Below are 24,549 nucleotides of genomic sequence, written 5' to 3'. Positions count from 1 at the left end.
CACAGTTCACAGCGATTCCACAGATTGTTGAGAACTTGTTACCAAGCAGTACAAACAGAACGCCCCGCACCGGGCGGTTCCGGTGCGGGGCGTTCAGCTAGCGGGAGGGAGGAGCGGGTGGGAGGAGCGGTCGGGCTTAGAGCCGGACCAGCATCTTGCCGGTGTTGGCGCCGTCCAGCAGGTCCATGAAGGCCTGCGGAGCGTTCTCCAGCCCGTCCACGATGGTCTCGTCGTAGCGCACGGTGCCGTCAGCGAGCCAGCCGGACATCGCCTCAACGAACTCGGGCATGTGCTGCCAGTAGCCGCTGACCAGGAAGCCCCGAAGGGTCAGCTGCTTGCCGATGGCCTGCATCAGGTTCCGCGGGGCCGGCGTCGGCTCGGTGGAGTTGTACTGCGAGATCGCCCCGCACATGGCCACCCGGCCGCCGACCGTGAGCGCCGACAGCGCCGCTTCGAGGTGTTCCCCGCCGACGTTGTCGAAATACACGTCGATCCCGCGGTCGCCGGCGGCCGCGGCAAGCTGCTCGGCCACGGGGCCGTCGTGGTAGTTGAACGCCGCGTCGAAGCCGAGCTCCAGCAGCCGTGCCACCTTCTCCGGGGATCCTGCACTGCCGATGACGCGGGACGCGCCCATGGCCTTGGCGATCTGCCCCACGAGGGAGCCGACAGCACCCGCGGCGCCGGAGACGAAGACGACCTCCCCGGCCTTGAAGCCGGCCACCTTAAGCAGTCCGGCATAGGCCGTCAGACCCGTCATGCCCAGCGCGCCGAGGAACGCCGGCGCGGGGGCCAGATCGGTGCGGGCCGGGGTGGTGGCCGCGGCGTCGAGCACGGCATGTTCACGCCAGCCCAGTGAGTGGACGACGGCGTCGCCCACCTGGCGGTCAGCGGACCGGGACGCGATGACCTCGCCGACGGCGCCGCCGTCGAGCGCGGCGTCCAGGGCAAACGGCGCGGAGTAGGACTTGACGTCGTTCATCCGGCCGCGCATGTAGGGGTCCACGGACATGTAGAGGTTCCGGACCAGGACCTGGCCGTCCTGGAGCACAGGCAGCTCCGTCCCGGCCAGGCGGAAATTCTCCGGCACGGGGCGGCCGTGCGGCCGGGACGCCAGCTGGATCTCCCGAGTGGCGGCGGGCAGCGTGGTGCTGTTGGTGTGGGTGCTCATGCGGCGACCTCCACGATGGTGATGTCGACGGTGATGTTGCCACGGGTGGCATTGGAATAGGGGCAGACCTCGTGCGCCTTGGCCACGAGGGCCTCGGCCGTTTCCCGGTCCACGGCGGGCAGGGCGATTTCGAGTTCCGCGGCGATGCCGTAGCCGGATCCGTCGCCGAGTGCGCCCAGGTGGATCCTGGCCGCGACGGCGGAATCCGTCAGGTCGGCCTTTTGCTGGCGTCCGACGAGGCGCAGGGCGGAGTGGAAGCAGGCCGCGTAGCCGGCGGCGAAGAGCTGCTCCGGATTGGTGCCCTCGCCGCTGCCGCCGAGTTCCACCGGGCTGGCCAGGGCCACGTTGAGCTTGCCGTCCTTGGTGACGGCGGTGCCGTCGCGGCCTTCGCCCGAAGCCAGGGCCTCGGCTGTGTAGAGAGTCTTCATGGGAGATCCAATCTGTTGCGTTGCAGGGGAAGTCAGGGAATTCAGCGGGAGCCGTGCAGTGCGGCGGTGAGCCGGGTCAGGGTCTCGCGGAGCTGGTCGAGTTCGGCGGGCGTGAGCCCGGCGGCGTCGGCGAGGCGCTGCGGGATGCCGGTGGCCCGTGCGCTGAGCGCGCTGCCGGCGTCGGTCAGGTGGACCTCCACCCGGCGCTCGTCCGCGGCGGACCGGCGCCGTTGCACGAGGCCCAGTGACTCGAGCCGCTTGAGCAGCGGGGAGAGTGTGCCGGAGTCAAGGCCCAGCTCCTCCCCCAGTTCGCGGACGCTGCGCGGTTCGTCCTCCCAGAGCACCAGCATGACGAGGTACTGCGGGTAGGTCAGGCCGAGCTCGTCGAGCAGCGGCCGGTACGCCGCCGTGGCGGCCCGGGAGGCCGAGTACATGGCGAAGCACAGCTGCCGGTTCAGGCGGGGGGCGTTGTCGCGGGGAGCATCGGTCATAGAAATACGATAGTGCACAATTCAATTGTGCACAACTTACATGCGGGCAGTGCCGCCGCGGTCTCGTCGCCGAGGTCAGACTTCGCGCCCATGAAACGCCCGACGACGGGCGCGAAGTCTCACCTCGGGGGCGGAAAGGGCGGCGGTGGGCCCGGGCGGGTGCCGGCGGGCGGTTAGAGGTCGCGGAGGGTGCGCAGTGCTGCGGCGGTGAGGACCTTGATGCCGAGGCCCAGGGCGCGTTCGTCCAGGATGTAGTCGCCGCGGTGCAGGTCGTACTCCTCGCCGCCGGGGGTCTTGGTGCCCAGCCGCATCATGGCGCCGGGAAGGTCCGCGAGGAACCAGGCGAAATCCTCGCCGCCCATGGACTGCGGGGTCAGGACGACGGCGCCCTCGCCGATCTCGGCGCGGGCCGCGGCTTCGATCAGGGCGGTCTCGTGCTCGGAGTTCACCACGGGAGGCACGCCGCGGGTGTGCTCCAGGTGGACGTCGACGCCGTACGGTGCGGCGATCTGCTGGATGACCTCGTCGAGGATCTTGCCGGCGTTGTGCCAGGCGTCGCGGTCCAGGCAGCGCATGGTGCCCGCCATGTAGCCGCTGGCCGGGATCGCGTTGGGGGCGGCTCCGGCGGAGATGTGTCCCCAGACGACGGACACGCCGCTGCGGACATCGACGCGGCGGGACAGTACCGCCGGGACATTGACCGCGATCTGCGCCAGGGCGAAGACGAGTTCTTCGGTCAGGTGCGGGCGTGAGGTGTGGCCGCCGCGGCCGGTCAGTTCGATCTTGATTGTGTCCGAGGCGGAGGTGATGGCGCCGATCCGGGTGCCGATCTTGCCCACCTCGATCCGGGGGTCACAGTGCAGGGCCAAGATCCGCGGAACACCGTCGAGGACGCCCTGCTCGATGCAGCTCTGGGCGCCGCCGGGCATGGTTTCCTCGGCAGGCTGGAAGATGATCCGGACGGTACCGCGCAGCGGTGACTCCTCGTGCATCCGCTGCAGGACCAGAGCCGCGCCGAGCATGGTGGCGGTGTGGACGTCGTGGCCGCAGGCGTGGGTGACGCCGTGGTGCTTCGAGGCGAACGGCAGGCCCGTCTCCTCGATGATCGGGAGGGCATCGATATCGCCGCGCAGGGCGGTGGCGATCGGACCGTCGCCGATGTCCACCGATAGGCCGGTCCCTTCGAGGCGTCGGGGCTTGAGCCCGGCTTCCTCGAGGCGCTTTGCGAGCTTGTCCGTGGTGCGGAACTCCTTGAAGGACAGCTCCGGGTGCGCATGCAGGTCCCGGCGGAACGCGATCAGCTCCGGCAGCAGGGGCTCGAGCCACGGCCCCACCAATGTGGTGGGCTCAGCTTCAGTAGAGTAGTTACGCACGGAATAACTCTAGCGAGCGCAGATAAAATAGCGGCATCGCGTACGGCGCGTTACGGATTGGCGAACATTTCCTTCCGCCCCGGTAGGGGCGGAAGACCCTGTTGACCGCCGCAAGTTAGAGAACGTCGGTGTCGCCGCTGGCCTTGAGGGCGTCGACAGCCTGCTTCACGCGCTGCGAGTGCTCCTTGTGCATCACGAGCAGCGCGTCCGGGGTGTCCACCACCACGACGTCCTTGATCCCGATCAGCGCGATCACGCGTTTGGTATCGGAGACCACCACACCGCTCGCGTCCTCGGTGAAGACGCGGGCGCCCTCACCGATCACGGTGACGTCCTTGACTTCCTTGGCGCTGTTGAGCCGGCCCACCGAGGCGAAGTCCCCGACGTCGTCCCACCGGAACGTCCCGGGAACGACGGCGACGTCGCCGGCGGCGGCGGCCGGTTCGGCCACGGCGTAGTCAATGGCGATCTTGGGCAGGGTGGGCCAGACGCGGGCCTGGACCTCATCGCGCTGCGGGGTGTCCCAGGCCTTGGCGATTTCCTGCACGCCGGCGAAGAGCTCGGGCTGGTTGGCTTCGAGGTGCTTGAGCATCAGCGACACCGGAGCCACGAACATCCCGGCGTTCCAGACATATTCGCCGCTGTCGACGTACTCCTGGGCGACCTCTTCGCTCGGCTTCTCCACGAACTCGACGACGGCCTGGGCACTGGGGGCCCCGGCCACGCCAAGGTTCTTCCCGGCCCGGATGTACCCGAAGCCGGTGGAAGGGTGGGTGGGCTTGATGCCGATCGTGACGATCTTTCCGGCCGCGGCCGCGAGGATGGCTTCCCTGACGGCGTCATGGAACAGCTCGTCCGGGCTGATCACCTGGTCCGCGGCGAAGGAGCCCATGATGGTGTCCGGGTCGCGCTCGTGCAGGATGGCCGCGGCCAGCCCGATGGCCGCGCCGGAGTCCTTGGGCTCGCTCTCCAGCACCAGGTCGGCGTCGTCGATCTCCGGCAGCTGCCGGCAGACGGCGTCACGGTGGGCCTTGCCGGTCACCACGAGCATGTGCTTGCCGGCGAGCGGTTCCAGCCGGTCGTACGTGGATCTCAGCAGGGTACTGCCCGAACCCGTGAGGTCGTGCAGGAACTTGGGGGCTGCTGCCCGCGACAGGGGCCAGAGGCGGGTCCCCACACCGCCTGCCGGAATCACGGCAATAAACCGGCGCAGGGCCGAATCGTTGAGTGAGTCCTGGCTTGTCGCTTTGTCTGTAGTCATCACGGCTACTTTAGCCGAACGTACCGCATGAGTCCCCGACCGGGCGCGGACACGGCGCCGAAGCGTCATCCCCGGGTGCGGTCCCGGCCCGCCGGCGGCACTCCCCGGCCCGGCCGGGAATGTGGCGTTTGTCTCAAAAGTGGACGAAAACCGCGCCGGGCGCCGTCACCAACGGGTGGCTAAATTGAATAAGCTGTTAGCGAAGCCTAGATTTAGGCTTGAGCTTACGAGTGCTCTCGCAGCAGGCGTTCCCCCCGCGTGGATCCCATGCCAGCGCCGCTGTGTTGCAGGGAGGTTTATTCAGTGCCGACAAAACCAGCTGGCACCTTGTACCGCGGCCGTGAAGGCATGTGGTCCTGGGTTGGACATCGCATTACCGGTGTAGTGATCTTTTTCTTCTTGTTGGTCCACGTCCTGGACACCTCATTGGTACGTGTGTCCCCGGAGGCCTACACCGCCGTGATCGGTGCCTACAAGAACCCCCTGATGGCCCTGGGTGAAACGGGCCTCGTCGCAGCGATCGTGTTCCACGCCTTCAACGGCCTGCGGATCATCGCCGTCGACTTCTGGAAGAAGGGCGCGAAGTACCAGCGCCAGATGCTGTGGGCGGTGCTCATTCTCTGGGCAGTCGTCATGGTGGGCTTCTCCATCCGCCACCTTTCCCTCGCCCTCGGAGGTCACTAGCCATGAGTGCAACTCAGATTGAGAGCCCGCGCAGCCCGAAAGCCGCTGCCAAGGTGGGCAGCGACCGGATCGCGCCGCAGTACCGCCGCAGCGGCAGTTCCAAGGGGAACTTCGAAATGTTCGCATGGCTCTTCATGCGGCTCTCGGGCGTTGTCCTCGTTGTCCTGATCTTCGGACACCTGGCCGTCAACCTGCTGGTGGGCGAAGGCATCCACGCGATCGACTTCGGCTTTGTGGCCGGCAAGTGGGCCGATCCGTTCTGGCAGATCTGGGACCTGGCCATGCTGTGGCTCGCCATGCTGCACGGCACCAACGGTGTGCGCACCATCATCAACGACTACGCCGAAAAGGACGCCACCCGGCTGTGGCTGAAGATCGTGCTGTACGCGGCCACCACCGCCATCATCATCCTGGGCACCCTGGTCATCTTCACCTTTGACCCGTGCCCCGTGGTCAACGGTGTCCAGCTGCCCGGCGGGTTCTGCCCCGCGCCGTAGCGGCGCAGCCCCAGCGGCAGCCGGTCCCTTGCCTGCCCGGTGCGGGCAAGGGATTTCCACGAGGTTTCACCGTCCTGGCTCCGCCGGCCGGTGTTGTTAGCGAATTTTGAGAGAAAGAGCGTCTGGTATGCAGGTCCATAAGTACGACGTCGTCATCGTCGGTGCCGGTGGCGCCGGGATGCGCGCGGCGATCGAATCAGGTCAGCGCGCCCGAACAGCAGTACTGACCAAGCTGTACCCCACCCGCTCCCACACCGGCGCGGCGCAGGGCGGCATGTGTGCGGCCCTGGCCAACGTCGAGGAAGACAACTGGGAGTGGCACACCTTCGACACCATCAAGGGCGGCGACTACCTGGTTGACCAGGACGCCGCCGAGGTCATGGCGAAGGAAGCGATCGACGCCGTCCTGGACCTGGAAAAGATGGGCCTGCCGTTCAACCGCACGCCCGAGGGCCGCATTGACCAGCGCCGTTTCGGCGGCCACACCCGCGATCACGGCAAGGCTCCGGTCCGCCGCGCCTGCTACGCCGCCGACCGCACCGGCCACATGATCCTGCAGACCCTGTACCAAAACTGCGTCAAGCACAACGTCGAGTTCTACAACGAGTACTACGTCCTTGACCTGCTCACGGTCGAGGAAGACGCTGTCCGCGAGGACGGCACGCCGTACAAGCAGAAGCGCGTGGCCGGCGTCGTGTCCTACGACCTCGCCTCCGGCGAGCTGCACGTCTTCCAGGCCAAGTCCGTGGTGTTCGCCACCGGCGGCGCCGGCAAGGTCTTCAAGACCACGTCCAACGCCCACACCCTCACCGGCGACGGCATGGGCATCGCGTTCCGCCGCGGCATCCCGCTGGAGGACATGGAGTTCTACCAGTTCCACCCGACAGGCCTCGCCGGCCTGGGCATCCTCCTCTCCGAGGCCGCCCGCGGCGAAGGCGCGATCCTGCGCAACTCCGAGGGTGAGCGCTTTATGGAGCGCTACGCCCCGACCATCAAGGACCTCGCCCCGCGCGACATCGTGGCCCGCTCCATGGCCAACGAGGTCCGTGAGGGACGCGGCTGCGGCCCGAACAAGGACTACGTCCTCCTGGACCTGACGCACCTTGAGCCGGCGCACATCGACGCCAAACTGCCGGACATCACCGAGTTCGCCCGCACCTACCTCGGGGTCGAGCCGTACACGGAGCCGGTACCGGTCTTCCCGACGGCGCACTACGCCATGGGCGGCATCCCCACCAACATCACCGCCGAGGTCCTCCAGGACAACGACACCGTGGTCCCGGGTCTCTACGCCGCCGGCGAGGTTGCCTGCGTCTCGGTGCACGGCTCCAACCGGCTGGGCACCAACTCGCTGCTGGACATCAACGTCTTCGGCAAGCGCGCCGGCATTGCCGCCGCGGAGTACGCCAAGACCGCCGAGTTCGTGGAGCTCCCGGTCGACCCGGAGGCCTACACGCTGGACCTGCTGGACCACGTCCGCACCTCCGACGGCACCGAGAAGGTCGCTGCGATCCGCAAGGAACTGCAGGACACCATGGACGCCAACATGCAGGTGTTCCGCACCGCCGAGACGCTGAACCAGGTCCTGGCGGACATCGCGTCCTTCGAGGAGCGGTACCAGCGCATCAGCGTCCAGGACAAGGGCAAGCGCTTCAACCTGGACCTCCTGGAGGCCGTGGAACTGGGCTTCCTGCTGGAGCTCGCCAAGGTCATGACCGTGGCGGCCCTGCACCGCGAGGAATCCCGTGGCGGCCACTTCCGCGAGGACTTCCCCGAGCGCGACGACGACAAATTCATGAAGCACTCCATGGCGTACAAGGATGACCACGCCCCTGCGGATGGTTCCGCGGAGGCGATTGCGGGTATCCGGCTTGCCACCAAACCGGTGGTCTTTACGCGCTACGAGCCGATGGTGAGGAAGTACTAAGATGACCGCTGAACTCGCTGAGCCAGCTTCCAAGATCGAACTGCCCGCCCACATCGGTGGCGGCGGGGACATCCCGTCCTTCGACGTCCACCTGCGCGTGCGCCGCTACAACCCGGAGGTCTCCGACGAGTCCACCTGGGATGACTTCCACGTGACCATGTACGGCACGGACCGTGTCCTCGACGCCCTGCACAAGATCAAGTGGGAAATCGACGGTAGCGTCTCCTTCCGCCGATCCTGTGCGCACGGTGTCTGTGGTTCCGATGCCATGCGCATCAACGGCCGCAACCGCCTCGCCTGCAAGACCCTGCTGAAGGACCTGGACACGTCCAAGCCCATCACGGTCGAGCCGATCAAGGGCCTCCCGGTGGAGAAGGACCTGATCGTGGACATGGAGCCGTTCTTCCAGTCCTTCCGCGAGGTCATGCCGTTCCTGATTAACCGCGGCCACGAGCCCACCAAGGAACGCCTGCAGTCCGCCGAGGACCGCGAACGGTTCGACGACACCACCAAGTGCATCCTGTGCGCCGCGTGCACCTCGTCCTGCCCGGTGTTCTGGACCGACGGCCAGTACTTCGGCCCCGCGGCGATCGTCAACGCGCACCGCTTCATCTTCGATTCCCGTGATGATGCCGGCGACATGCGCCTGGAGATCCTCAACGACAAGGAAGGCGTGTGGCGCTGCCGCACCACCTTCAACTGCACCGAGGCATGCCCCCGCGGCATCCAGGTCACGCAGGCCATCGCTGAGGTCAAGCAGGCCATCCTGTCCCGCAAGATCTAGCACCTTGCTCAGCTAGATCAAGAGAACCACGACGACGGCGCCTCTCACCTGCCAGGTGGGGGCGCCGTCGTCGTCTTACCCCTTGAACGAAAGGCCCCCCGTGTCCCGCTCCGAAAGAGTCTCCTTCCAGGGTTCCACCGGCGAACTCCTCTCCGGCATCGTCGACGTCCCCGAGGGGCCGGTGAAGGGCTGGGGCGTGTTCTCGCACGGCTTCACGCTGGGCAAGGACAGCCCTTCGGCCTCGCGGATGTGCAAGGCGCTGGCGGACAACGGGGTGGGCATGCTCCGCTTCGACAACCTGGGCCTCGGCGAATCCGCCGGCCTCTGGTCGGAGGGCTCCTTCAGCCACAAGGTGGCGGACACCGTGAAGGCCGCCGAATTCATGCGCGACTCCGGCCGGCCGGTATCGCTGCTCGTGGGCCACTCCTTTGGCGGGGCCGCCGTCCTGGCGGCGGCGCGGGAGATCCCGGAGCTCGACGCCGTCGCCACCGTGGGCGCGCCGTTCTCGCCCAAGCATGTGGCCCACGTCTTTGACGCCGCCCTGGACCGGATCCTCAGCGAGGGCAGCGCCGAGGTGGACCTGGGCGGCAAACGTGTGGAGATCCGCCGGCACTTCGTGGAGGACCTGGAGAACGCTGACCTGACGGACTGCATCCGGCGGCTCGGGAAGCCGCTGCTGGTGCTGCACTCCCCCACCGACAACACGGTCGGCATCGAGAATGCCAGTACCATCTTCCAGACGGCCCGGCATCCGCGCAGCTTCGTGTCGCTGGAGGGCAGCGATCACCTGTTGACGGCCAAGGGCCAGGCGGCCCGCGCGGCGAAGATTATTTCAGCCTGGGCCGACCAGTACCTCGACGCCACCGCGTAGCCCCGACCGGTCGGGGGCTCTCCCCGGACTCCACCGGGGTCTTGCCCGGCTGGACGCGGCGGGCGCCCCACCCGGTCTTTTTGCCGGCCGGCGCCAGCCTGAGGTCCTGCTCCCGGATCGCCACCCACGCGGCGCAGACCACGTAGACCTGGCTGACCAGGTTGAACCAGATCAGCAGGCCGATAATGATCGCGAAGGGCGCCAGGATGGGGTTCTTGCCCGCACTGGCCAGCAGCTGGGTGCTGAAGATCTGCAGCACGGTGGTGCCCGCCGCGGCGAGGAGGGTCCCTTCCATCAGGGAGCGCCGGGAGGGTTTCAGCCCCGCGGCCACGCGGAACATGATCAAGGCGGTGCCCCAGCCGAGCAGCAGCGGCACGAGGATCGTCACGGAGGTCGTCAGGGGCCCGGCCAGCAGCGGGTCGAGGTTCAGCTGCGCGGCGACCCAGTCCGCGGCCGTGCCGAACACGAGCGAGACGGCCGCGCTGGTCACCAGGGCCACCCCCAGCAGGACCACGGTGCCGACGTCGCGCAGGATCTGCAGGACCGGATTCATGCCCCGCGGGCCGAGCTGCATCATGCCCCGCACGCCGTCGCGGACGCCGCTGATCCAGCCCAGGGAGGTAAACACCGTCACCGCGGCGGCGATCACGGCCGCCCAGCCCAGGCTGGAGGGGTTCAGCAGCGCGTACGGGTCAACCAGCCCCTCGCTGCCGTCGACCTGCAGGAGGCCGGGCGCGGTCATGGCCACGCTCTTGATGATCTGGTCCAGCAGCGCAGGCTGTCCGCTCAGGAAAAGGCCGGCCAGGGCGAACCCGGTGGCCAACAGGCCCGTGACGGAGAAAAACATCCTGAACCCGATGCCGGCACTCATCAGCGGGCCGTGCTGGCGCCCGTAGTGCTGGAACGCGCGCAGCGGCAGAAGCGTGTTGAGCCGGGCCAGCAGCCACCCCACCATCGCCATCAGCGACGCCATGCCCCCGCCGCCGGAGCGTCGAACCTTGCTCCAGTCGACCCTCTTCCGGATGACTTCGAGCTTCAGCCCGGCCAGATCGGTGGGGAGCGGCGGCTCAGCGGGCGCCCGCGACACCGCCCTCGCCTCGGTCGTTGTCAGATTCGGTCCCAAAGTCAAGTTCTTCCCGTAGCTGCCAGATGCCGTTGTCATCATGCTCGTAGAGTCCCATGCTAGCCACCGGGAACGTGGCCCTGTAATCCTTGAGCGCCGTCTCGGCCTCGTCGAGGCTCTCGGGGGCGACGTCGTGGGCGACGGTGACGTGCGGGTGGTACGCAAACGGCAGTTCCCGCTCCAGCGGTCCGGTCTGCAGCTGCTCGTGCAGGCTGACGCAGTCCCCGAAGCCGTCCTCAACGTTGAGGAAGACCACGGGAGACACCGGCCGGAAGGATCCTGTCCCGGCGATGGTCACGTGGAAGGGCTCCTGCTTGCTCGCCACGTCCCGCACATGGGCGAGCGTGGCTTCCCAGTCCTGGGTCATGGTGGTGGTCACCAGCGTGATGTGGGCGGGAATGACGCCCGCCATGGGGTCACCGAAGGACGCCCGCCAGCGCTGGAGCTCCTCGGCGATGTCCGTCGGAAACCCCAGTATGACGCCGATACTGATACCTTCGGTGCGCTGCCCGTTGCCTCCGGCGTCGTGATTGCCTGGAGCCGTGCTGCTGCCGGCACGCGCCGAGGTGCGGGCCGGCGCGTTGGCGGTGACTTTGCTGACGGGGGACATTGCGCTAGCGGACTCCCTGGGTTCCGGCGTAGGGCAGGAACCCCACCTTGGCGTAGACGTCGCGCAGGGTGACGGAGGCGATCTCGCGGGCCTTGTCGGCGCCGAGCGCCAGCAGCCGGTCAAGCTCCGCGGGGTCGTCCAGGAGTTCCTTGGCCCGGTCCCGGATGGGGGTCAGGCGCTCCGCCACGACCTCGGCGAGGTCGACCTTGAGGTGCCCGTACATTTTGCCCTGATAGGCGGCGACGAGGGACTCCACACTCTGCCCGGTGATCGCCGAGTAGATGGTCAGGAGGTTGGAAACCCCGGGCTTGGCCTCGCGGTCGAAGCGGATCTCCGTCTCCGCGTCCGTCACCGCGGATTTGATCCGCTTGGCGATGACCTTGGGATCGTCCAGGAGGTTGATCAGCCCCGCCGGTGACTCCGCCGACTTGGACATCTTGGCGGTGGGGTGCTGCAGATCGTAGATTTTCGCCGATTCCTTCTGGATAAAAGGCGCCGGGACGTTGAAGGTCTCGCCGAAGCGGGAGTTGAAGCGCTGGGCCAGGTCGCGGCTGAGTTCCACGTGCTGCCGCTGGTCCTCTCCCACCGGCACACCGTGCGGCTGGTAGAGGAGGATGTCCGCGGCCTGCAGGACCGGGTAGGTGAACAGGCCAACGCTGGCCTGGTCCGAGCCGTGCCGTGAGGCCTTGTCCTTGAACTGGGTCATCCGGGAGGCCTCGCCGAAGCCGGTGATGCAGTTCAGGACCCAGGCCAGCTGGGCGTGCTCGGGCACCTGGGACTGGACAAAGAGTGTGCACTTGTCCACATCGACGCCGCCGGCAATGTACTGCGCGGCCGTGACCCGGGTGCGGTGGGCCAGTTCGGCCGGATCCTGCGGAACCGTGATCGCGTGCAGGTCCGGGATGAAGAAGATGGCGTCAAACTCGTCCTGCATCCGGACCCAGTTCACCAGCGCGCCGAGGTAGTTGCCCAGGTGCAGGGAATCCGCCGAGGGCTGCATGCCCGAGAGGATGCGCTGCCGGACCCCCAGCGGGACAGCAGCGCCGGGGACGGCAGCGGCGGCCGTGGCCGTGACAGTGGCAGCGTCGTCGACCGGGGTCACAGTGGAAGGAGAAGTCATTCGTGGGAGCCTTAAGACTAGAGCCGGTAGTCCACTACCAGCGGGGCGTGGTCGGAGAAGCGTGTGTCCCAGGACGGTGCCCGGTCAACAACGGCTGACACTGCCGCAGCAGCCAGGGCGGGCGTGGCCATGTGGTAATCAATGCGCCAGCCGGTGTCGTTGTCGAAGGCCTGTCCCCGTTGCGACCACCAGGTGTAGGGGCCGTCGACGTCGCCCGCCAGGCCCCGGTGCACATCCTTCCAGCCGATGTCCTCGCCAAAGAAACGGTCGAAGTAGGCCCGCTCCTCCGGCAGGAAGCCGGCACGTTTGACGTTGCCCTTCCAGTTCCTGATGTCCCGTTCCGTGTGGCCGACATTGAGGTCGCCCACCACGAGGGCATGGTCGCTGTGCTTGGCCAGCTCGGGAAGCCGGTCGACCATGACGTCGAGGAAACGGAACTTGTCGTCCTGCTTCGGGGTGCCCGCCTCGCCGGAGTGCACATAGGCGCTGACGACGGTCAGCTGCGAGGCCTCCCCCGCCGCGTTGCGGACAATGTAGTCGGCCTCGACCCAGCGGCCGGCGGTGGCGAAGTAGTCATCGCCGATGCCCGCCCGGGTCTGCAGGGGTTCGGTCCGGGAGGCGATGGCGACGCCGGCGCGGCCCTTGGCTTCGGCTTCGGCGTGCAGGATGTACCAGCCCTCGCCGAGCAGCGCGTGGACGATCGCGTCAGGCGCACGGACCTCCTGCAGGCAGAGGATGTCCACTTCGCGGGGCTCAAGCCATTCCGCCATGCCGTTCTTGTAGGCGGCACGGAGGCCATTGACGTTGACTGATGCGATGCGAAGGTTGTCCTTCTTCAATGCCGAACTCACCCGATCCACTCTAGTCGACAATGGTTCCGGCGACGGGTTCGTCGGTGCCGGAGGACTTGATCATGTCCCGCGCGTTGGTGGCGGTGATCTCAATGGTCTCGAGCGCCCGGAAGATCGTGTCCTGGTCCGCGGCGGCGCCCTTCGCCCGCTCCTGCTCGACGACGCGGACCTGCACCTGGACAATCTTGAACGAGTGGTCGAGTTTCAGGTCCCGGACCTCGCCGGCTTCGCGGCGGCCCGGCACGAGGCGCGTGCCGCCGTGGTCCACACTGCCCGACGACGGCGCCCGGCCGGCAGCCGCGTTGAAGGAGTTCTGCGCTTCGGTGAGCCTGGCGCCGGCCTTCCGGGCTGCCTTCTGGATGCTGAAGACCACGAAGGAAGCCAGGGCGAGCCAGAAGCCGGCGATGATCGCCACGAGCCAGCCGACGACGTCGTTCTGGTTCGCAGCAAAGATGACCGCGACGACGAAGGCGATGATAAACACCATCATCCCGGGTCCGCTGATGCGGAACATGGAGAACTTGCCTGCGGCGGTGTTATTCGCGGACGGCTTGGAAGACGCGGAGTTGCCCAGAGATTGCATGAGCCTATTATCGCAAACCCTCGCATCGGCGCGGGCCGCTTCCACCCGGGGCGAACGGGCGCCCGCCCCGAGGTCCGACCCGGGCCCTATTTGAGGAACAGCCGGCGCAGCCGGCCGGTGGTGAGCAGCACGCCGCAGGCGATCATCACGAGGTAATAGCCGATATGCACCACCGTCGCCGGGCTGAAGCTGCCCACGCTGATCTGGCGGAGCAATTCCACACCGTGCCACAGCGGCATGGCCTGGATGAGCCACTGGATGTACTGCGGGTAGACGCTGAGCGGGTAGAACGTGGCGCTGAACAGGAACATCGGCAGCATCACGAAGTTGATCCAGTCCATCTGCTGGAACGTCTTCATGAAGCTGGTGATGCCCATGCCGAAACTCGCGAAGCCGAAGGCGATCAGCACCGCGGCCGGGATCATCAGGATCGCCCACGGCGTCGTGATCAGCCCCATCACCCCCATCACCGCGGTGAACCCCGTCGCGTACATCAGGCCCCGCAGCAGGGCCAGGAAGATCTCCCCCATGGCGACGTCGAGCGGGCCCAGCGAGGTGTAGAGCATGCCCTGGTACAGCTTGGCGAAGTTCATCTTGAAGAAGACGTTCCAGGTCGAGTCGTAGACCGCGCCGTTCATCGCGGACACGGCCAGCAGCGCCGGGGCGATGTAGGCGGCGTAGGAGATCTCCCCGCCGCCGGGCCCCTGCACCGAGCCGACGATCGCGCCCAGCCCGACCCCCATCGAGATCAGGTACAGCACGGGCTCGAAGAAGCCGGAGAGCATGACCATCCAGTTGCTGCTCTTGGTGGCCATCAGCCCGCGGGCGACGACGGCGCGGACGTTGCGGGAGTACAGCGGCCCGAACTTCCGGTTGCGGGCGGCCTCGGTGGCGCTGTGGCTGGTGGTGACGGCGCTCATCCGGCCATCCTTTTGATGAACTGGCGCTTGGTCAGGACCCAGCCTGCCACCGTGAGGACCAGCAGGAACACGAGATGCACGATCGTCAGCAGCGGGGGCTCCTCGTAGCCGTAGCTGAAGACCCGGCCCAGCTCGGTGCCGTGCCAGATCGGTGAGATCCAGCCGATCCAGCGCACGGCGAGGGGAAGGGTGTCCAGCGGGAAAAAGGTGCCGGAAAACAGGAACAGCGGCATCACGATGAAGCGCATCACCATGGCGAACTGGCCCTTGTCCTCCTTGATCGAGGCTGCGTAGGCCATCAGCGGCAGCCCGAAGGACAGCCCGGCGAGGGTGGCGACCAGGATCGAGACCCAGCCCCAGCCGCTGGGCGCCGCCCCGAACAGCGCCACCACGGCGAAGTAGATGGCGGACTGCACCAGGAAACGCGCCGTCACCGCGATGATCTGCCCGAGCGCGATCTGCTCCGGGGTCAGCGGCGAGGCGTGCGGCCCGTAGTAGATCCGGCGCCACTTGAAACCGTCCATCACCGGGAAGGTGAACTCGTTCGCCGCCGTCATGACCGCGGCGGAGATCAACAGCGCCGGCGCGATGAAGGTCAGGTAGCTGACCCCGCCGAAGCCGGCCTCGCTGTTGGTGTCGACCAGCGTCGCCAGCCCCACGCCCATGGCGAAGAGGTACGCGACGGGCTGCCCGACGCCGTACATCACGATGGTCCAGCCGTAGCTTTTCATCACCCGCAGGACGTGTTCGGCGAAGTAGAGGGACCCCCAGCGCCGGGCCCGGGCGGCCGAGACCTCCGGCGAGTGGGCGCGCAGTGCGGCAGGGGCGGCGGCCGGGGCCGCGCCGGCTGCCGGACCGGTCGCGGCTGCCGGTTCGGGCAGCCCGGCTTTCCTAGTCAACGAGGCTCCGGCCGGTCAGGCGCAGGAAGACGTCCTCGAGCGAGGACCGGCGCACCAGCGAGGTCACCGGGCGCAGTCCGCGGGCGGAGACCTCTTCGAGGGCGGCCTCGCCGTCGTGGGCGTAGATCAGGACGCGGTCCGGGAGGGTTTCCAGCCGTTCGCCGATGCCTTCGAGGTCGGCGCCGACGGTGGCGTTGCGCTCCGAGCCGAAGCGCAGCTCGAGGACCTCGCGGGTGGAGTACTCGCGGATCAGGCTGGCGGGTGAGCCCTCGGCCATGATCCGGCCCTTGTCCACCACGATCAGGCGGTCGCAGAGCTGCTCGGCCTCGTCCATGTAGTGGGTGGTGAGGATCAGCGTGACGCCCTGCTCCTTGAGCCGGAACAGCCGGTCCCAGAGGATGTGCCGGGCCTGCGGGTCCAGCCCGGTGGTGGGCTCGTCCAGGAGCAGGATCCGGGGTTCGTTGATGAGGGAGCGCGCGATCGTGAGGCGGCGCTTCATGCCGCCGGAGAGCGCGTCCACCTTGGATTTGGCCTTGTCCGTGAGCTGCGCGAACTCCAGCAGCTCGTCGGCCTTGGGCCGGAGGTAGCTCATCGGCAGCCCGAAGTAGCGCCCGTAGACCAGGAGGTTGTCCCGGACCTTGAGTTCCTCGTCCAGGTTGTCCTGCTGCGGGACGACGCCCAGGTGCGCGCGGACTTCCGGCCCGTTCTGGTCCGGGTCCAGGCCCATGATGCTCAGGCTCCCGGAGGTCCGCTGGGACACGCCGCCGATCATCTTCATGGTGGTGGACTTGCCCGCGCCGTTGGGGCCCAGCAGGCCAAAGGCCTCACCGGCGGGCACGGAGAAGGAGATGCCGTCGACGGCGGCGACGTCGCCGTAGCGCTTCGTCAGGTTTTCGGCGGTGATCACATACTGCGGCGGGCCGGTTTCGGCGGGGCTGCTCACTGGGGCGTCCTTTTGGGAGGCTTCCTTGGCTGAGGATTCTCTTGAGACTAGTTCAGGCACCCGAATCACGGTAGTGGATCCCGCCGAACTATGAAAGAGTCTTTTCGTAAAAAATCCAGACGGTGGCCATTCCGAGATGTCCGGGGCTTTTAACGGCCCAGGGCGCCACCTCCGGGACGGAGGGGCGCCCTGGGGACAGACGGGCTCAGGCGGCGCCGGAGGGGCCCGCCTCGGCCAGGTGGCGTTCCGCGGTTTCCACGACATTGGCCAGCAGCATGGCGCGGGTCATCGGGCCCACTCCGCCGGGGTTCGGGGACAGCCAGGCGGCGACGTCGGCCGCGGCGGGGTCCACGTCCCCGGTGACCACCGCCTTGCCCGAGCCGTCGTCGACGCGGCTGACGCCGACGTCGAGCACGATGGCGCCCGGCTTGAGGTCCCCCGCCTTGATCATGTGCGGCTGGCCGGCCGCGGCAATCACGACGTCGGCCTGCCGGAGTTCGGCGGGCAGGTCGACCGTGCCGGTGTGGGCCAGGATGACGGTGGCGTTGACGTCCTTGCGGGTGAGCAGCAGCCCCACCGGGCGGCCGATCGTGACCCCGCGACCCACCACCAGGACGCGCTTTCCGCTGAGGCTGATGCCGTGCCGGGTGAGCAGCTCCACGCAGCCCTTGGGGGTGCACGGCAGCGGGGACTTCATGGGGCCGCTGACGTTGGCCACCAGCCGGCCCAGGTTCGTCGGGTGCAGGCCGTCGGCGTCCTTGTCGGGGTCCATGGCCTCCAGGATGACGTCCTGGTCGATGTGCTTGGGCAGCGGGAGCTGGACGATGTAGCCGGTGCATTCCGGGTTCTCGTTGAGCTCCCGGACCACGGCCAGCAGCTCCTCCTGGGTGGTCTCCTCCGGCAGGTCGCGGCGGATGGACGTGATGCCCACTTCGGCGCAGTCCTTGTGCTTGCCGCCGACGTACCAGGTGCTGCCCGGGTCGGAGCCGACCAGGATGGTGCCCAGGCCCGGGACGATCCCGCGGGTCTTGAGCGCGGCCACGCGTTCGGTCAGTTCGGCCTTGATGGTGGCGGCGGTGGCCTTCCCGTCGAGGATCCGGGCGGTTTCAGCCGTGTGTGCAGTCTCAGCAGAAGTCATGGCCTACCACTGCTCGTGCTGCGGGTACAGCGGGAAGTCGGCGGCGAGCTTGTCCACGCGGGACTGGAGCGCCTCGATGTTGGTGGCGGCACCGGCCTTCAGTGCGGTCGCGATGATCTCGGCGACCTCGGTGAACTCCTCGGCACCGAAGCCGCGAGTGGCCAGGGCCGGGGTGCCGATGCGCAGGCCGGAGGTGACCATCGGCGGGCGGGGGTCGAACGGCACGGCGTTGCGGTTGACCGTAATGCCGACCGAGTGCAGGAGGTCTTCGGCCTGCTGGCCGTCGAGCTGGGAGTTGCGCAGGTCCACCAGGACCAGGTGCACATCGGTGCCGCCGGTCAGGACGGAGACGCCGGCGTCGGACACGTCGGACTGGTTGAGGCGGTCGGCGATGATCCGGGCGCCCTCGAGGACGCGCTCCTGGCGCTCCTTGAATTCTTCCGTGCCGGCGATCTTGAACGCGACCGCCTTCGCGGCGATCACGTGCATCAGCGGTCCGCCCTGCTGGCCCGGGAAGACGTTGGAGTTGATCTTCTTGGCCCACTCCTTCTTGGCCAGGATCACGCCGGAGCGGGGCCCGGCGAGGGTCTTGTGCACGGTGGAGGTGACCACGTCGGAGTACGGGACCGGGCTCGGGTGCAGGCCGGCGGCCACGAGGCCGGCGAAGTGCGCCATGTCGGTCCAGAGCAGGGCGCCGACCTCGTCGGCGATCGACCGGAAGGCCTCGAAGTCGAGGTGGCGCGGGTAGGCGGACCAGCCGGCGATGATCACCCGGGGCTTCTCGGCGATGGCCTGCGCGCGGAGCTTGTCCATGTCGATGCGGAAGTCGTCCTGCTCGACCTGGTACGCGGCGACCTCGTAGAGCTTGCCGGAGAAGTTGAGCTTCATGCCGTGGGTCAGGTGTCCGCCGTGGGCCAGGGACAGACCCAGGATCTTGTCACCCGGGGTGATCATCGCGGAGAGCGCCGCGGCGTTGGCCTGGGCGCCGGAGTGCGGCTGGACGTTGGCGTATTCGGCGCCGAAGAGCTCCTTGACCCGGTCGATCGCGAGCTGCTCGGCGATGTCGACGTACTCGCAGCCGCCGTAGTAGCGGCGGCCGGGGTAACCCTCGGCGTATTTGTTGGTCAGGACCGAGCCCTGGGCTTCCATCACCGCGCGCGGGGCGAAGTTCTCGGAGGCAATCATTTCCAGGGTGCCGCGCTGGCGGCCCAGCTCCTGGGCGAGGACTGCGGCGATTTCGGGGTCAAGGTCGGCCAGCGGCTGGTTGCTCACGGCGGCTGAAGAAAGGCTAAGAGACGTGGTCACGGGGGAACTCCTGGCTAGGCAACGGGCACTGCTTAAGGTCAGGTTACCGGCTGGCCCGCGGCAGCGCCCCTAGATTACGGCCCCGGCAGACGGGGACGTGGCAAGGGCCGGCACCCCGCAGTGGGGCGCCGATGCGGGCCGGCAGCGGGGCGCTGCCAACCGGAAAAACATGACCCTCGGCCCAGGCGTACGATCCGTGGTCTTCGTGAGTGCCGCTCCCTGGTGGTTAGCCACCCAACGCCAGTTGCGACCGTTCCAGACTACCCCAGTCCGGGGGCCCGGACCGAGCCGCCGGTTGACCGCGGGTAGGCTATCTTCCGTGACTGACGACCAGCTGACTGCTTCCTATATCCTGACCCTCTCCTGCCCGGACCGCCCCGGAATCGTGCACGCCGTGGCCGGCGCCCTCCTCGTCGCGGGCTGCAATATTACGGACTCGCAGCAGTACGGCAGCCAAAGCACCGGCACCTTCTTTATGCGCGTCGAGGCCACGACGGCGTCCTCCGAGCTGGAGCTCCAGGCCACCCTGGAGCCCGTCGCCCAGGCCTTCGGGATGCAGTGGAGCCTCAACCCGGCCGGCCGGAAGGTCCGCACCCTGTTGATGGCCAGCACGTCAGCGCACTGCCTCAATGACCTGCTGTTCCTGCAGCGCTCCGGCACCCTGCCCATCGAAATCCCCGCCATCGTGTCCAACCACCGGGACCTGGCGGGCCTGGCCGAGTTCTACGGCATCCCCTTCCACCACATCCCGGTCACCCCGGACACCAAGGTCCAGGCCGAGGACGAACTGCGGGCGCTGATGGCCGAGCATGACATCGAGCTCACGGTCCTCGCCCGCTACATGCAGATCATCTCCGACGAATTGTGCCGGCAGCTGACCGGCAAGGCCATCAACATCCACCATTCCTTCCTGCCGTCCTTCAAGGGCGCCAAGCCCTACCACCAGGCGCACGCCCGGGGCGTGAAGCTCATCGGCGCCACCGCGCACTACGTGACGGCGGCCCTGGACGAGGGCCCGATCATCGAACAGGAAGTCATCCGGGTGGACCACCGCCGCACGGCCGAACAGTTCGTCCAGATGGGCCGCGACGTGGAGGGCCGCACGCTGGCCCAGGCCGTGCAGTGGCATGCCGAGCACCGGGTCCTGCTGGACGGAAACCGGACGGTTGTTTTCAACTGAGACCGGTTGATTTCAGCTGACGACGGTCATTGAATAGGGGTATGGCACTTTCCCCGGAAGACCCGCTGACCGAGTTCGTGGCCCTGCTCAAGGCTGAGGACCGCAGGGGTGTGCTGGGCCTGGACTGCGGCCAGGGCTCCGACGGGCTGCGCTTTGTCCAGTCCGGCATCCACTTCACCGGCGTCGACCCGTCCGAGGAGAACATCCATGCGGCGCGGGCCCGGGGCCTGGAAGCCTCGGTCGCTCCGGCCGGCGCGCTGCCCTTCGCCGCCTCGGCCTTCCCCTCGGTCTGGGCGGTGGACGCCCTCGCGGGACTGCCCCCGGAAAAATGGGACGACGTCGTCCGGGAACTGGAGCGGGTGACCGCGCCCGGGGCGCCGATCGCCGTCGTCCTCCCCGAACCGGGCGCAGGACTCACGGTGCTCCGCTCCCCCGCCTGACAACCCCCGTTGACCTATCAGTTTTGGTTGTTCCCAGCCCTGAGAACCACCACAAGTGGTAGCGCAACGGGTAAGGGGCGTGTCCTAGGCTGGAGGCATGGCTCCCATTTACGCTTTCGCCGGGGACACCCCGGCCGTCCACGAATCCGCGTTCATCGCACCGAGCGCCTCGGTGATCGGCAAGGCAACGCTCGCCGAGAACTCCAGCGCCTTCTACGGCGTCTCCGTCCGGGCCGACACCGCCGCGATCAGTGTGGGCGCCGGCAGCAACCTGCAGGACAACGTGGTGCTCCACGCCGACCCGGGCTTCCCCTGCACGGTCGGCGCCCGGGTCAGCGTCGGGCACAGCGCCGTGGTGCACGGCTGCACGGTCGAGGACGACTGCCTGATCGGCATGAGCGCCACCATCCTCAACGGCGCCGTCATCGGCGCCGGCTCGCTCGTGGCCGCCGGCGCCGTCGTGCTGGAAGGCACCGTGGTTCCGCCCCGTTCGCTGGTCGCCGGCGTGCCGGCCAAGGTCCGCCGCGAGCTGACCGACGAGGAGTTCGCGGGCGTGCAGCAGAACGCGGCGCACTACCAGGAGCTGGCCCGGGCGCACCGCGAACTGCACGGCTGAGGGCCTAGTCCAGGGAGATCGGGCCCAGTTCGTCAAGCACGTCGCCGGGTCCCGGGTTCCCGGCCGCCGATGCCCCGCCGAGGTGGTTGACGACGCCCCAGACGGCGTTCAGTCCGGTGGTCACGGCGCCCTCGGCCCACCCGGCGGTGAAGGACACGTCGTCGCCGGCCAGGAAGATCCCGCGCTGCCCCTCCGGGAGCTGGTCCTGCTTGAAGTGGCTGAAGAGGCGCTGCTGGTAGCGGTAGTGTCCCGGCAGGTTGGCCTTGAAGGCCCCCATGAAGTTGGGGTCCGCTTCCCAGGAGACGGTGATGGGCTGGCCGACGATGTGGCTGGCGATGTCCACGTTCGGGTAGATCTGCTCGAGCGAGTGCAGCATCAGCTCGACCCGCTGGTCCGCGTCCAGGGCCAGCCACTTCAGCGCGTCGTCGTTCCAGGTGTAGGAGAGCAGGATCACCGCGGGCTGCTCCGGCCCGTTGTCCAGCAGGTAGGTGGCACGGTTGAGCCGGTCGGTCAGGGTCATGGACATGACCTCCCGGCCCGTCGCCGGATCGATGTCCTTCCAGAAGGGCCGGTCGACCATCACGAAGGTCTTGGAGGACTGCATGTAGTGGGAGCGCTCGATCGCGGTCCACAGTGCTGCCGGGAACAGGGTCTCCTCGGTGTGGATCCGCGTCGAGAGCAGCCATGACTGGCAGGTGGTGATCACGGCCGGATAGGCCGCCTCGCGGCCCCACCGCTCCCGGATGCGGAAGTCGCCGCTGCCGTCCCGGGCGATCCGGTCCACGGCGCCGCGCGGAGCGCCGGCGTGCAGCGATGCCAGCGATGTTCCCTCGGGCCAGTGGACCATGCCCGACGGCGCGTGTTGCCAGAGTGCCTCCGGGAGCCGTTGCGCCCCGCCGGCGATGAGACGGTGCGCGTCGTCGGCGTCGGTGTAGACGACGCGCAGGATTTCGAGGATGGAGTTGGGGAAGTCCGTGTCCCAGCCGCCCGTGCCGAAGCCCACCTGCCCGAACGCCTCGCGGTGGGCGAACCCGGCCTGCTTGAACGAGTCGCTGCCGGCGATGAACCCGTAGAAAGTCTGTTCATCCAGCAGCGGCAGCAGCGCGTTCCACAGCTCCTTGATCCGGGCGGTGTCCCGCGCGCGGATGGCGTCCTGCATCTCGGCGAACTTGGCGCCGTCGTTGACGGCAGCCTTCCAGGCCTCCGCGACCTCCCGGAAGAACGGCGGGAGGTCCGCCGGGGTGCGGGCGTAATGCTTCTCCCCGGCGAGCTCGATCACCGTGCTGGAGGTCGCCGCAGCCAGCGGGTTGGGGAACTCCTGGGTCTCCAGCCCGAGCAGCTCGACGTAGTGGTAGAAGGCCTTGCCGGAGACGGGGAAGCGCATCCCGCCGAGGTCGGCGACAACGCCGGCGGCGGAGGGGAAACTTGCGGTCCGGAGCCGGCCGCCGATCTGGTCCGCCTCGTAGAGGACGGGGCGCAGGCCCAGTTTCATCAGCTCGTAGGCCGCCACCAGTCCGGAGAGCCCGGCGCCGACGACGGCCACTTCGGTTCCGTGGAGCCCTGCCGGGAGGGCGCCGAGGCCGTCCGGATGGGCCAGGTAGTGGTCGTAGCTGAACGGGAAGTCGGGATTCAGCATGGTGATGGGTGCCTGGTCGCCGGCGCCGGGCGCTGCCGGTCGGGGCGCCGGGAGTTCTGTGGCGGTTGTCATGAGTGGTGTGCCTTCATCGGTTCGGGTGTGGGCGGGGTGTCGGAGGGGGCTGCGCCGGATAGTTCACGGTATTCCTCGTGGCTGAGCGCCGCTACCCGGGAGTGCCGGCGGCCGTAGCCGAGGTAGACGGCCAGTCCCACCAGCATCCACAGTCCGAAGACCACCCAGGTGTCGGTGCCGAGGTTGAGCATAAGGTAGCCGCACATGGCGGCGCCGAGGATGGGGGTCAGCGGAAACAGCGGGACGCGGAAGCAACGGGCAAGTTCGGGCCGGTGGCGCCGCAGGTAGATGACGGCGATGTTGACCAGGGCGAACGCGAACAGCGTGCCGATGCTGGTGGCGTCCGCCAGCGCCCCGAGCGGGACGAGGCCCGCGGTAAGGGCGACGGCGGTGCCCACGATCAGGGTCCCGGCCACCGGGGTGCCGGTGCGGGGCGAGACGCGGCTGAAGATTCCGGGCACCATGCCGTCCCGTGACATCGACAGCAGGATACGGGTCTGGCCGTAGAGGACCGTCAGCACGATGCTGGCGATGGCCAGCACGGCCCCGACGGCGAACACGAGCGCAATCCAAGGCTGCCCGGTTGTCTCCTCCAGGATCTTCACGAGGGCGGCTTCGGTGCCGTCGAACCAGCCCCAGGGCCGCGCGCCGATCGCCGCGACCGCGACGAGCACGTAAATGGAGGTGACGATCAGCATGGAGAGCAGGATGGCCCGGGGCAGGTCCCGCTTGGGGTTGCGGGCCTCCTCGCCAGCCGTGGAGGCGGCGTCGAACCCGATGTAGGAGAAGAACACCCGGGAGGCGGCGGCGGAGACGCCAGCGGCGCCCATCGGCAGCAGCGGTTCGAAGTGTGCGGCGTTGAAGGCGGTGAAGGCCACGGCGCAGAAGAACACCAGGATGCCGACCTTGACCACCACAATGGCCGTGTTGATCCAGGCGCTTTCCCTGGCGCCGCGGACCAGCAGGGCCATGGCCAGGACCACGATCACGATCGCCGGCGCGTTCAGCACTCCGCCGTCCCCGGGCGGCTGCGAGATGGCGTCCGGCAGCGCGAGGCCGAAGACGGCGAGGGCTTCGTTGACGTACTGGCCGGCGCCGACGGCGACGGCGGCCACGGAGACTGCGTATTCGAGCACCAGGCACCAGCCGCAGATCCAGGCCATGCCTTCGCCCATGGTCGCGTACGTGTAGGAGTAGCTCGATCCTGCCGCGGGCACCATCCCGGCCATTTCGGCGTACGAGACGGCGGAGAGCAGCGCGGCGACTCCGGCGATCGCGAAGGAAATCCAGATGGCCGGGCCCGCCAGCGGCACGGATTCACCCAGGATCACCAGGATGCCGGTGCCGAGGGTGGCGCCGACGCTGATCATCGTCAGCTGCAGCACACCGAAGCTGCGGACCAGCCGCGTGCCGCCGTGGCCGTTTTCGGCTTCGCTGACGAGCTGTCCGATCGGCTTGCGGCGAAGCAGCTGCGCGGTCAGTCCGGGACGGCCCGTGGTGGCCGGTGGCCGTTCTCCAATAAGAGTTGGCACAGTCATCGTTGACGTCCGTTCTTCAGTAGTGGTGATTTCCCCGCTCCAGCCTAGGCTTGTGAGCCAGCTCTCACGGTTGTGCAAAATGACCTATAGT

The 24,549-nt window shown here is 68.0% G+C and carries 25 protein-coding genes and 1 riboswitch; of the genes, 8 read left to right on the top strand and 17 right to left on the bottom strand.

The annotated features are described in order from the left end of the window. Nucleotides 1-136 precede the first annotated feature (136 nt). The 5 genes from ACZYZ5_RS18125 to ACZYZ5_RS18105 form a co-directional block, all read right to left on the bottom strand. Nucleotides 137-1,168, bottom strand: a complete 1,032-nt coding sequence (locus tag ACZYZ5_RS18125; protein WP_463903601.1) for an NADP-dependent oxidoreductase — start codon at nucleotides 1,166-1,168, stop codon at nucleotides 137-139. Then, complete coding sequence (locus ACZYZ5_RS18120) at nucleotides 1,165-1,596, bottom strand: organic hydroperoxide resistance protein (RefSeq protein WP_463903599.1); 432 nt, start codon at nucleotides 1,594-1,596, stop codon at nucleotides 1,165-1,167. Before ACZYZ5_RS18120 ends, ACZYZ5_RS18125 begins: the two co-directional genes overlap by 4 nt. A gap of 41 nt (nucleotides 1,597-1,637) precedes the next feature. Then, nucleotides 1,638-2,087 carry a MarR family winged helix-turn-helix transcriptional regulator gene (locus ACZYZ5_RS18115; RefSeq protein WP_463903598.1) on the bottom strand — a complete coding sequence of 150 codons (450 nt, stop codon included), beginning with the start codon at nucleotides 2,085-2,087 and terminating at the stop codon, nucleotides 1,638-1,640. 173 nt (nucleotides 2,088-2,260) lie between these two features. After that, a complete protein-coding gene (locus ACZYZ5_RS18110; protein WP_463903597.1) occupies nucleotides 2,261-3,460 on the bottom strand; it encodes an amidohydrolase in 1,200 nt (399 codons plus the stop codon). A 115-nt stretch (nucleotides 3,461-3,575) separates the two neighbouring features. Continuing rightward, nucleotides 3,576-4,721, bottom strand: a complete 1,146-nt coding sequence (locus ACZYZ5_RS18105) for a mannose-1-phosphate guanylyltransferase (protein ID WP_463903595.1) — start codon at nucleotides 4,719-4,721, stop codon at nucleotides 3,576-3,578. Nucleotides 4,722-5,024: 303 nt separating this feature from the next. Here ACZYZ5_RS18105 and sdhC point away from each other — a divergent pair, with 303 nt between their 5' ends. From sdhC to ACZYZ5_RS18080, 5 genes are all read left to right on the top strand, one after another. After that, a complete protein-coding gene (gene sdhC / locus ACZYZ5_RS18100) occupies nucleotides 5,025-5,405 on the top strand; it encodes a succinate dehydrogenase, cytochrome b556 subunit (protein WP_144674233.1) in 381 nt (126 codons plus the stop codon). 2 nt (nucleotides 5,406-5,407) lie between these two features. Beyond that, nucleotides 5,408-5,902: a succinate dehydrogenase hydrophobic membrane anchor subunit gene (locus ACZYZ5_RS18095; protein WP_463903594.1), complete on the top strand. Its 495-nt coding sequence runs from the start codon at nucleotides 5,408-5,410 to the stop codon at nucleotides 5,900-5,902. 127 nt (nucleotides 5,903-6,029) lie between these two features. Continuing rightward, the gene (sdhA, locus tag ACZYZ5_RS18090) at nucleotides 6,030-7,829 is read left to right on the top strand and encodes a succinate dehydrogenase flavoprotein subunit (protein ID WP_463903593.1); all 1,800 of its coding nucleotides are present in this window, start codon (nucleotides 6,030-6,032) and stop codon (nucleotides 7,827-7,829) included. A 1-nt stretch (nucleotide 7,830) separates the two neighbouring features. Continuing rightward, complete coding sequence (locus ACZYZ5_RS18085) at nucleotides 7,831-8,613, top strand: succinate dehydrogenase iron-sulfur subunit (protein ID WP_024365819.1); 783 nt, start codon at nucleotides 7,831-7,833, stop codon at nucleotides 8,611-8,613. Between the two features lie 100 nt (nucleotides 8,614-8,713). Next, a complete protein-coding gene (locus ACZYZ5_RS18080) occupies nucleotides 8,714-9,484 on the top strand; it encodes an alpha/beta hydrolase family protein (protein WP_463903591.1) in 771 nt (256 codons plus the stop codon). Here ACZYZ5_RS18080 and ACZYZ5_RS18075 read toward each other — a convergent pair. The 10 genes from ACZYZ5_RS18075 to glyA form a co-directional block, all read right to left on the bottom strand. Continuing rightward, nucleotides 9,441-10,607: a YihY/virulence factor BrkB family protein gene (locus ACZYZ5_RS18075; protein WP_463903589.1), complete on the bottom strand. Its 1,167-nt coding sequence runs from the start codon at nucleotides 10,605-10,607 to the stop codon at nucleotides 9,441-9,443. The two genes, ACZYZ5_RS18080 and ACZYZ5_RS18075, sit on opposite strands and share 44 nt — an antisense overlap. Continuing rightward, nucleotides 10,552-11,217, bottom strand: a complete 666-nt coding sequence (locus ACZYZ5_RS18070; protein WP_463903588.1) for a 2'-5' RNA ligase family protein — start codon at nucleotides 11,215-11,217, stop codon at nucleotides 10,552-10,554. Before ACZYZ5_RS18070 ends, ACZYZ5_RS18075 begins: the two co-directional genes overlap by 56 nt. A gap of 4 nt (nucleotides 11,218-11,221) precedes the next feature. Continuing rightward, a complete protein-coding gene (trpS, locus tag ACZYZ5_RS18065) occupies nucleotides 11,222-12,337 on the bottom strand; it encodes a tryptophan--tRNA ligase (RefSeq protein ID WP_463903587.1) in 1,116 nt (371 codons plus the stop codon). Between the two features lie 17 nt (nucleotides 12,338-12,354). Next, nucleotides 12,355-13,188: an exodeoxyribonuclease III gene (locus ACZYZ5_RS18060; protein ID WP_463903585.1), complete on the bottom strand. Its 834-nt coding sequence runs from the start codon at nucleotides 13,186-13,188 to the stop codon at nucleotides 12,355-12,357. A gap of 10 nt (nucleotides 13,189-13,198) precedes the next feature. Then, nucleotides 13,199-13,771 (bottom strand): hypothetical protein, encoded by a 573-nt coding sequence (locus ACZYZ5_RS18055; RefSeq protein WP_463903584.1) that lies wholly within the window; start codon nucleotides 13,769-13,771, stop codon nucleotides 13,199-13,201. Between the two features lie 86 nt (nucleotides 13,772-13,857). After that, on the bottom strand, nucleotides 13,858-14,691 hold the full coding sequence (locus ACZYZ5_RS18050; RefSeq protein WP_463903583.1) for an ABC transporter permease: 834 nt from the start codon (nucleotides 14,689-14,691) through the stop codon (nucleotides 13,858-13,860). Next, a complete protein-coding gene (locus tag ACZYZ5_RS18045) occupies nucleotides 14,688-15,506 on the bottom strand; it encodes an ABC transporter permease (RefSeq protein ID WP_463903616.1) in 819 nt (272 codons plus the stop codon). Before ACZYZ5_RS18045 ends, ACZYZ5_RS18050 begins: the two co-directional genes overlap by 4 nt. A 76-nt stretch (nucleotides 15,507-15,582) precedes the next feature. Next, on the bottom strand, nucleotides 15,583-16,533 hold the full coding sequence (locus tag ACZYZ5_RS18040; RefSeq protein WP_463903582.1) for an ABC transporter ATP-binding protein: 951 nt from the start codon (nucleotides 16,531-16,533) through the stop codon (nucleotides 15,583-15,585). A 205-nt stretch (nucleotides 16,534-16,738) separates the two neighbouring features. After that, on the bottom strand, nucleotides 16,739-17,671 hold the full coding sequence (locus ACZYZ5_RS18035; protein WP_463903581.1) for a bifunctional methylenetetrahydrofolate dehydrogenase/methenyltetrahydrofolate cyclohydrolase: 933 nt from the start codon (nucleotides 17,669-17,671) through the stop codon (nucleotides 16,739-16,741). 3 nt (nucleotides 17,672-17,674) lie between these two features. Then, nucleotides 17,675-18,976 carry a serine hydroxymethyltransferase gene (glyA, locus tag ACZYZ5_RS18030; protein WP_463903580.1) on the bottom strand — a complete coding sequence of 434 codons (1,302 nt, stop codon included), beginning with the start codon at nucleotides 18,974-18,976 and terminating at the stop codon, nucleotides 17,675-17,677. A 172-nt stretch (nucleotides 18,977-19,148) separates the two neighbouring features. Next, nucleotides 19,149-19,234, bottom strand: a riboswitch (ZMP/ZTP riboswitch). A gap of 61 nt (nucleotides 19,235-19,295) precedes the next feature. Here glyA and purU point away from each other — a divergent pair. From purU to ACZYZ5_RS18015, 3 genes are all read left to right on the top strand, one after another. Continuing rightward, nucleotides 19,296-20,156, top strand: a complete 861-nt coding sequence (gene purU, locus ACZYZ5_RS18025; RefSeq protein WP_463903578.1) for a formyltetrahydrofolate deformylase — start codon at nucleotides 19,296-19,298, stop codon at nucleotides 20,154-20,156. A gap of 41 nt (nucleotides 20,157-20,197) precedes the next feature. After that, nucleotides 20,198-20,596: a class I SAM-dependent methyltransferase gene (locus ACZYZ5_RS18020; protein ID WP_463903576.1), complete on the top strand. Its 399-nt coding sequence runs from the start codon at nucleotides 20,198-20,200 to the stop codon at nucleotides 20,594-20,596. Nucleotides 20,597-20,693: 97 nt separating this feature from the next. Beyond that, complete coding sequence (locus ACZYZ5_RS18015) at nucleotides 20,694-21,212, top strand: gamma carbonic anhydrase family protein (protein WP_463903574.1); 519 nt, start codon at nucleotides 20,694-20,696, stop codon at nucleotides 21,210-21,212. Nucleotides 21,213-21,216: 4 nt separating this feature from the next. On the opposite strand, the gene ACZYZ5_RS18010 is transcribed toward ACZYZ5_RS18015, so the two are convergent. Continuing rightward, nucleotides 21,217-22,920, bottom strand: coding sequence for a flavin monoamine oxidase family protein (locus ACZYZ5_RS18010; protein WP_463903572.1), 1,704 nt, complete (start codon nucleotides 22,918-22,920; stop codon nucleotides 21,217-21,219). Continuing rightward, nucleotides 22,917-24,458: an amino acid permease gene (locus ACZYZ5_RS18005; RefSeq protein WP_463903571.1), complete on the bottom strand. Its 1,542-nt coding sequence runs from the start codon at nucleotides 24,456-24,458 to the stop codon at nucleotides 22,917-22,919. Before ACZYZ5_RS18005 ends, ACZYZ5_RS18010 begins: the two co-directional genes overlap by 4 nt. Nucleotides 24,459-24,549 lie beyond the last annotated feature (91 nt).

Source organism: Pseudarthrobacter ribosi (assembly GCF_055412865.1).
The sequence above is the reverse complement of the archived record's forward strand: the minus strand, read 5'-3'. Positions and strand labels throughout refer to the sequence as shown.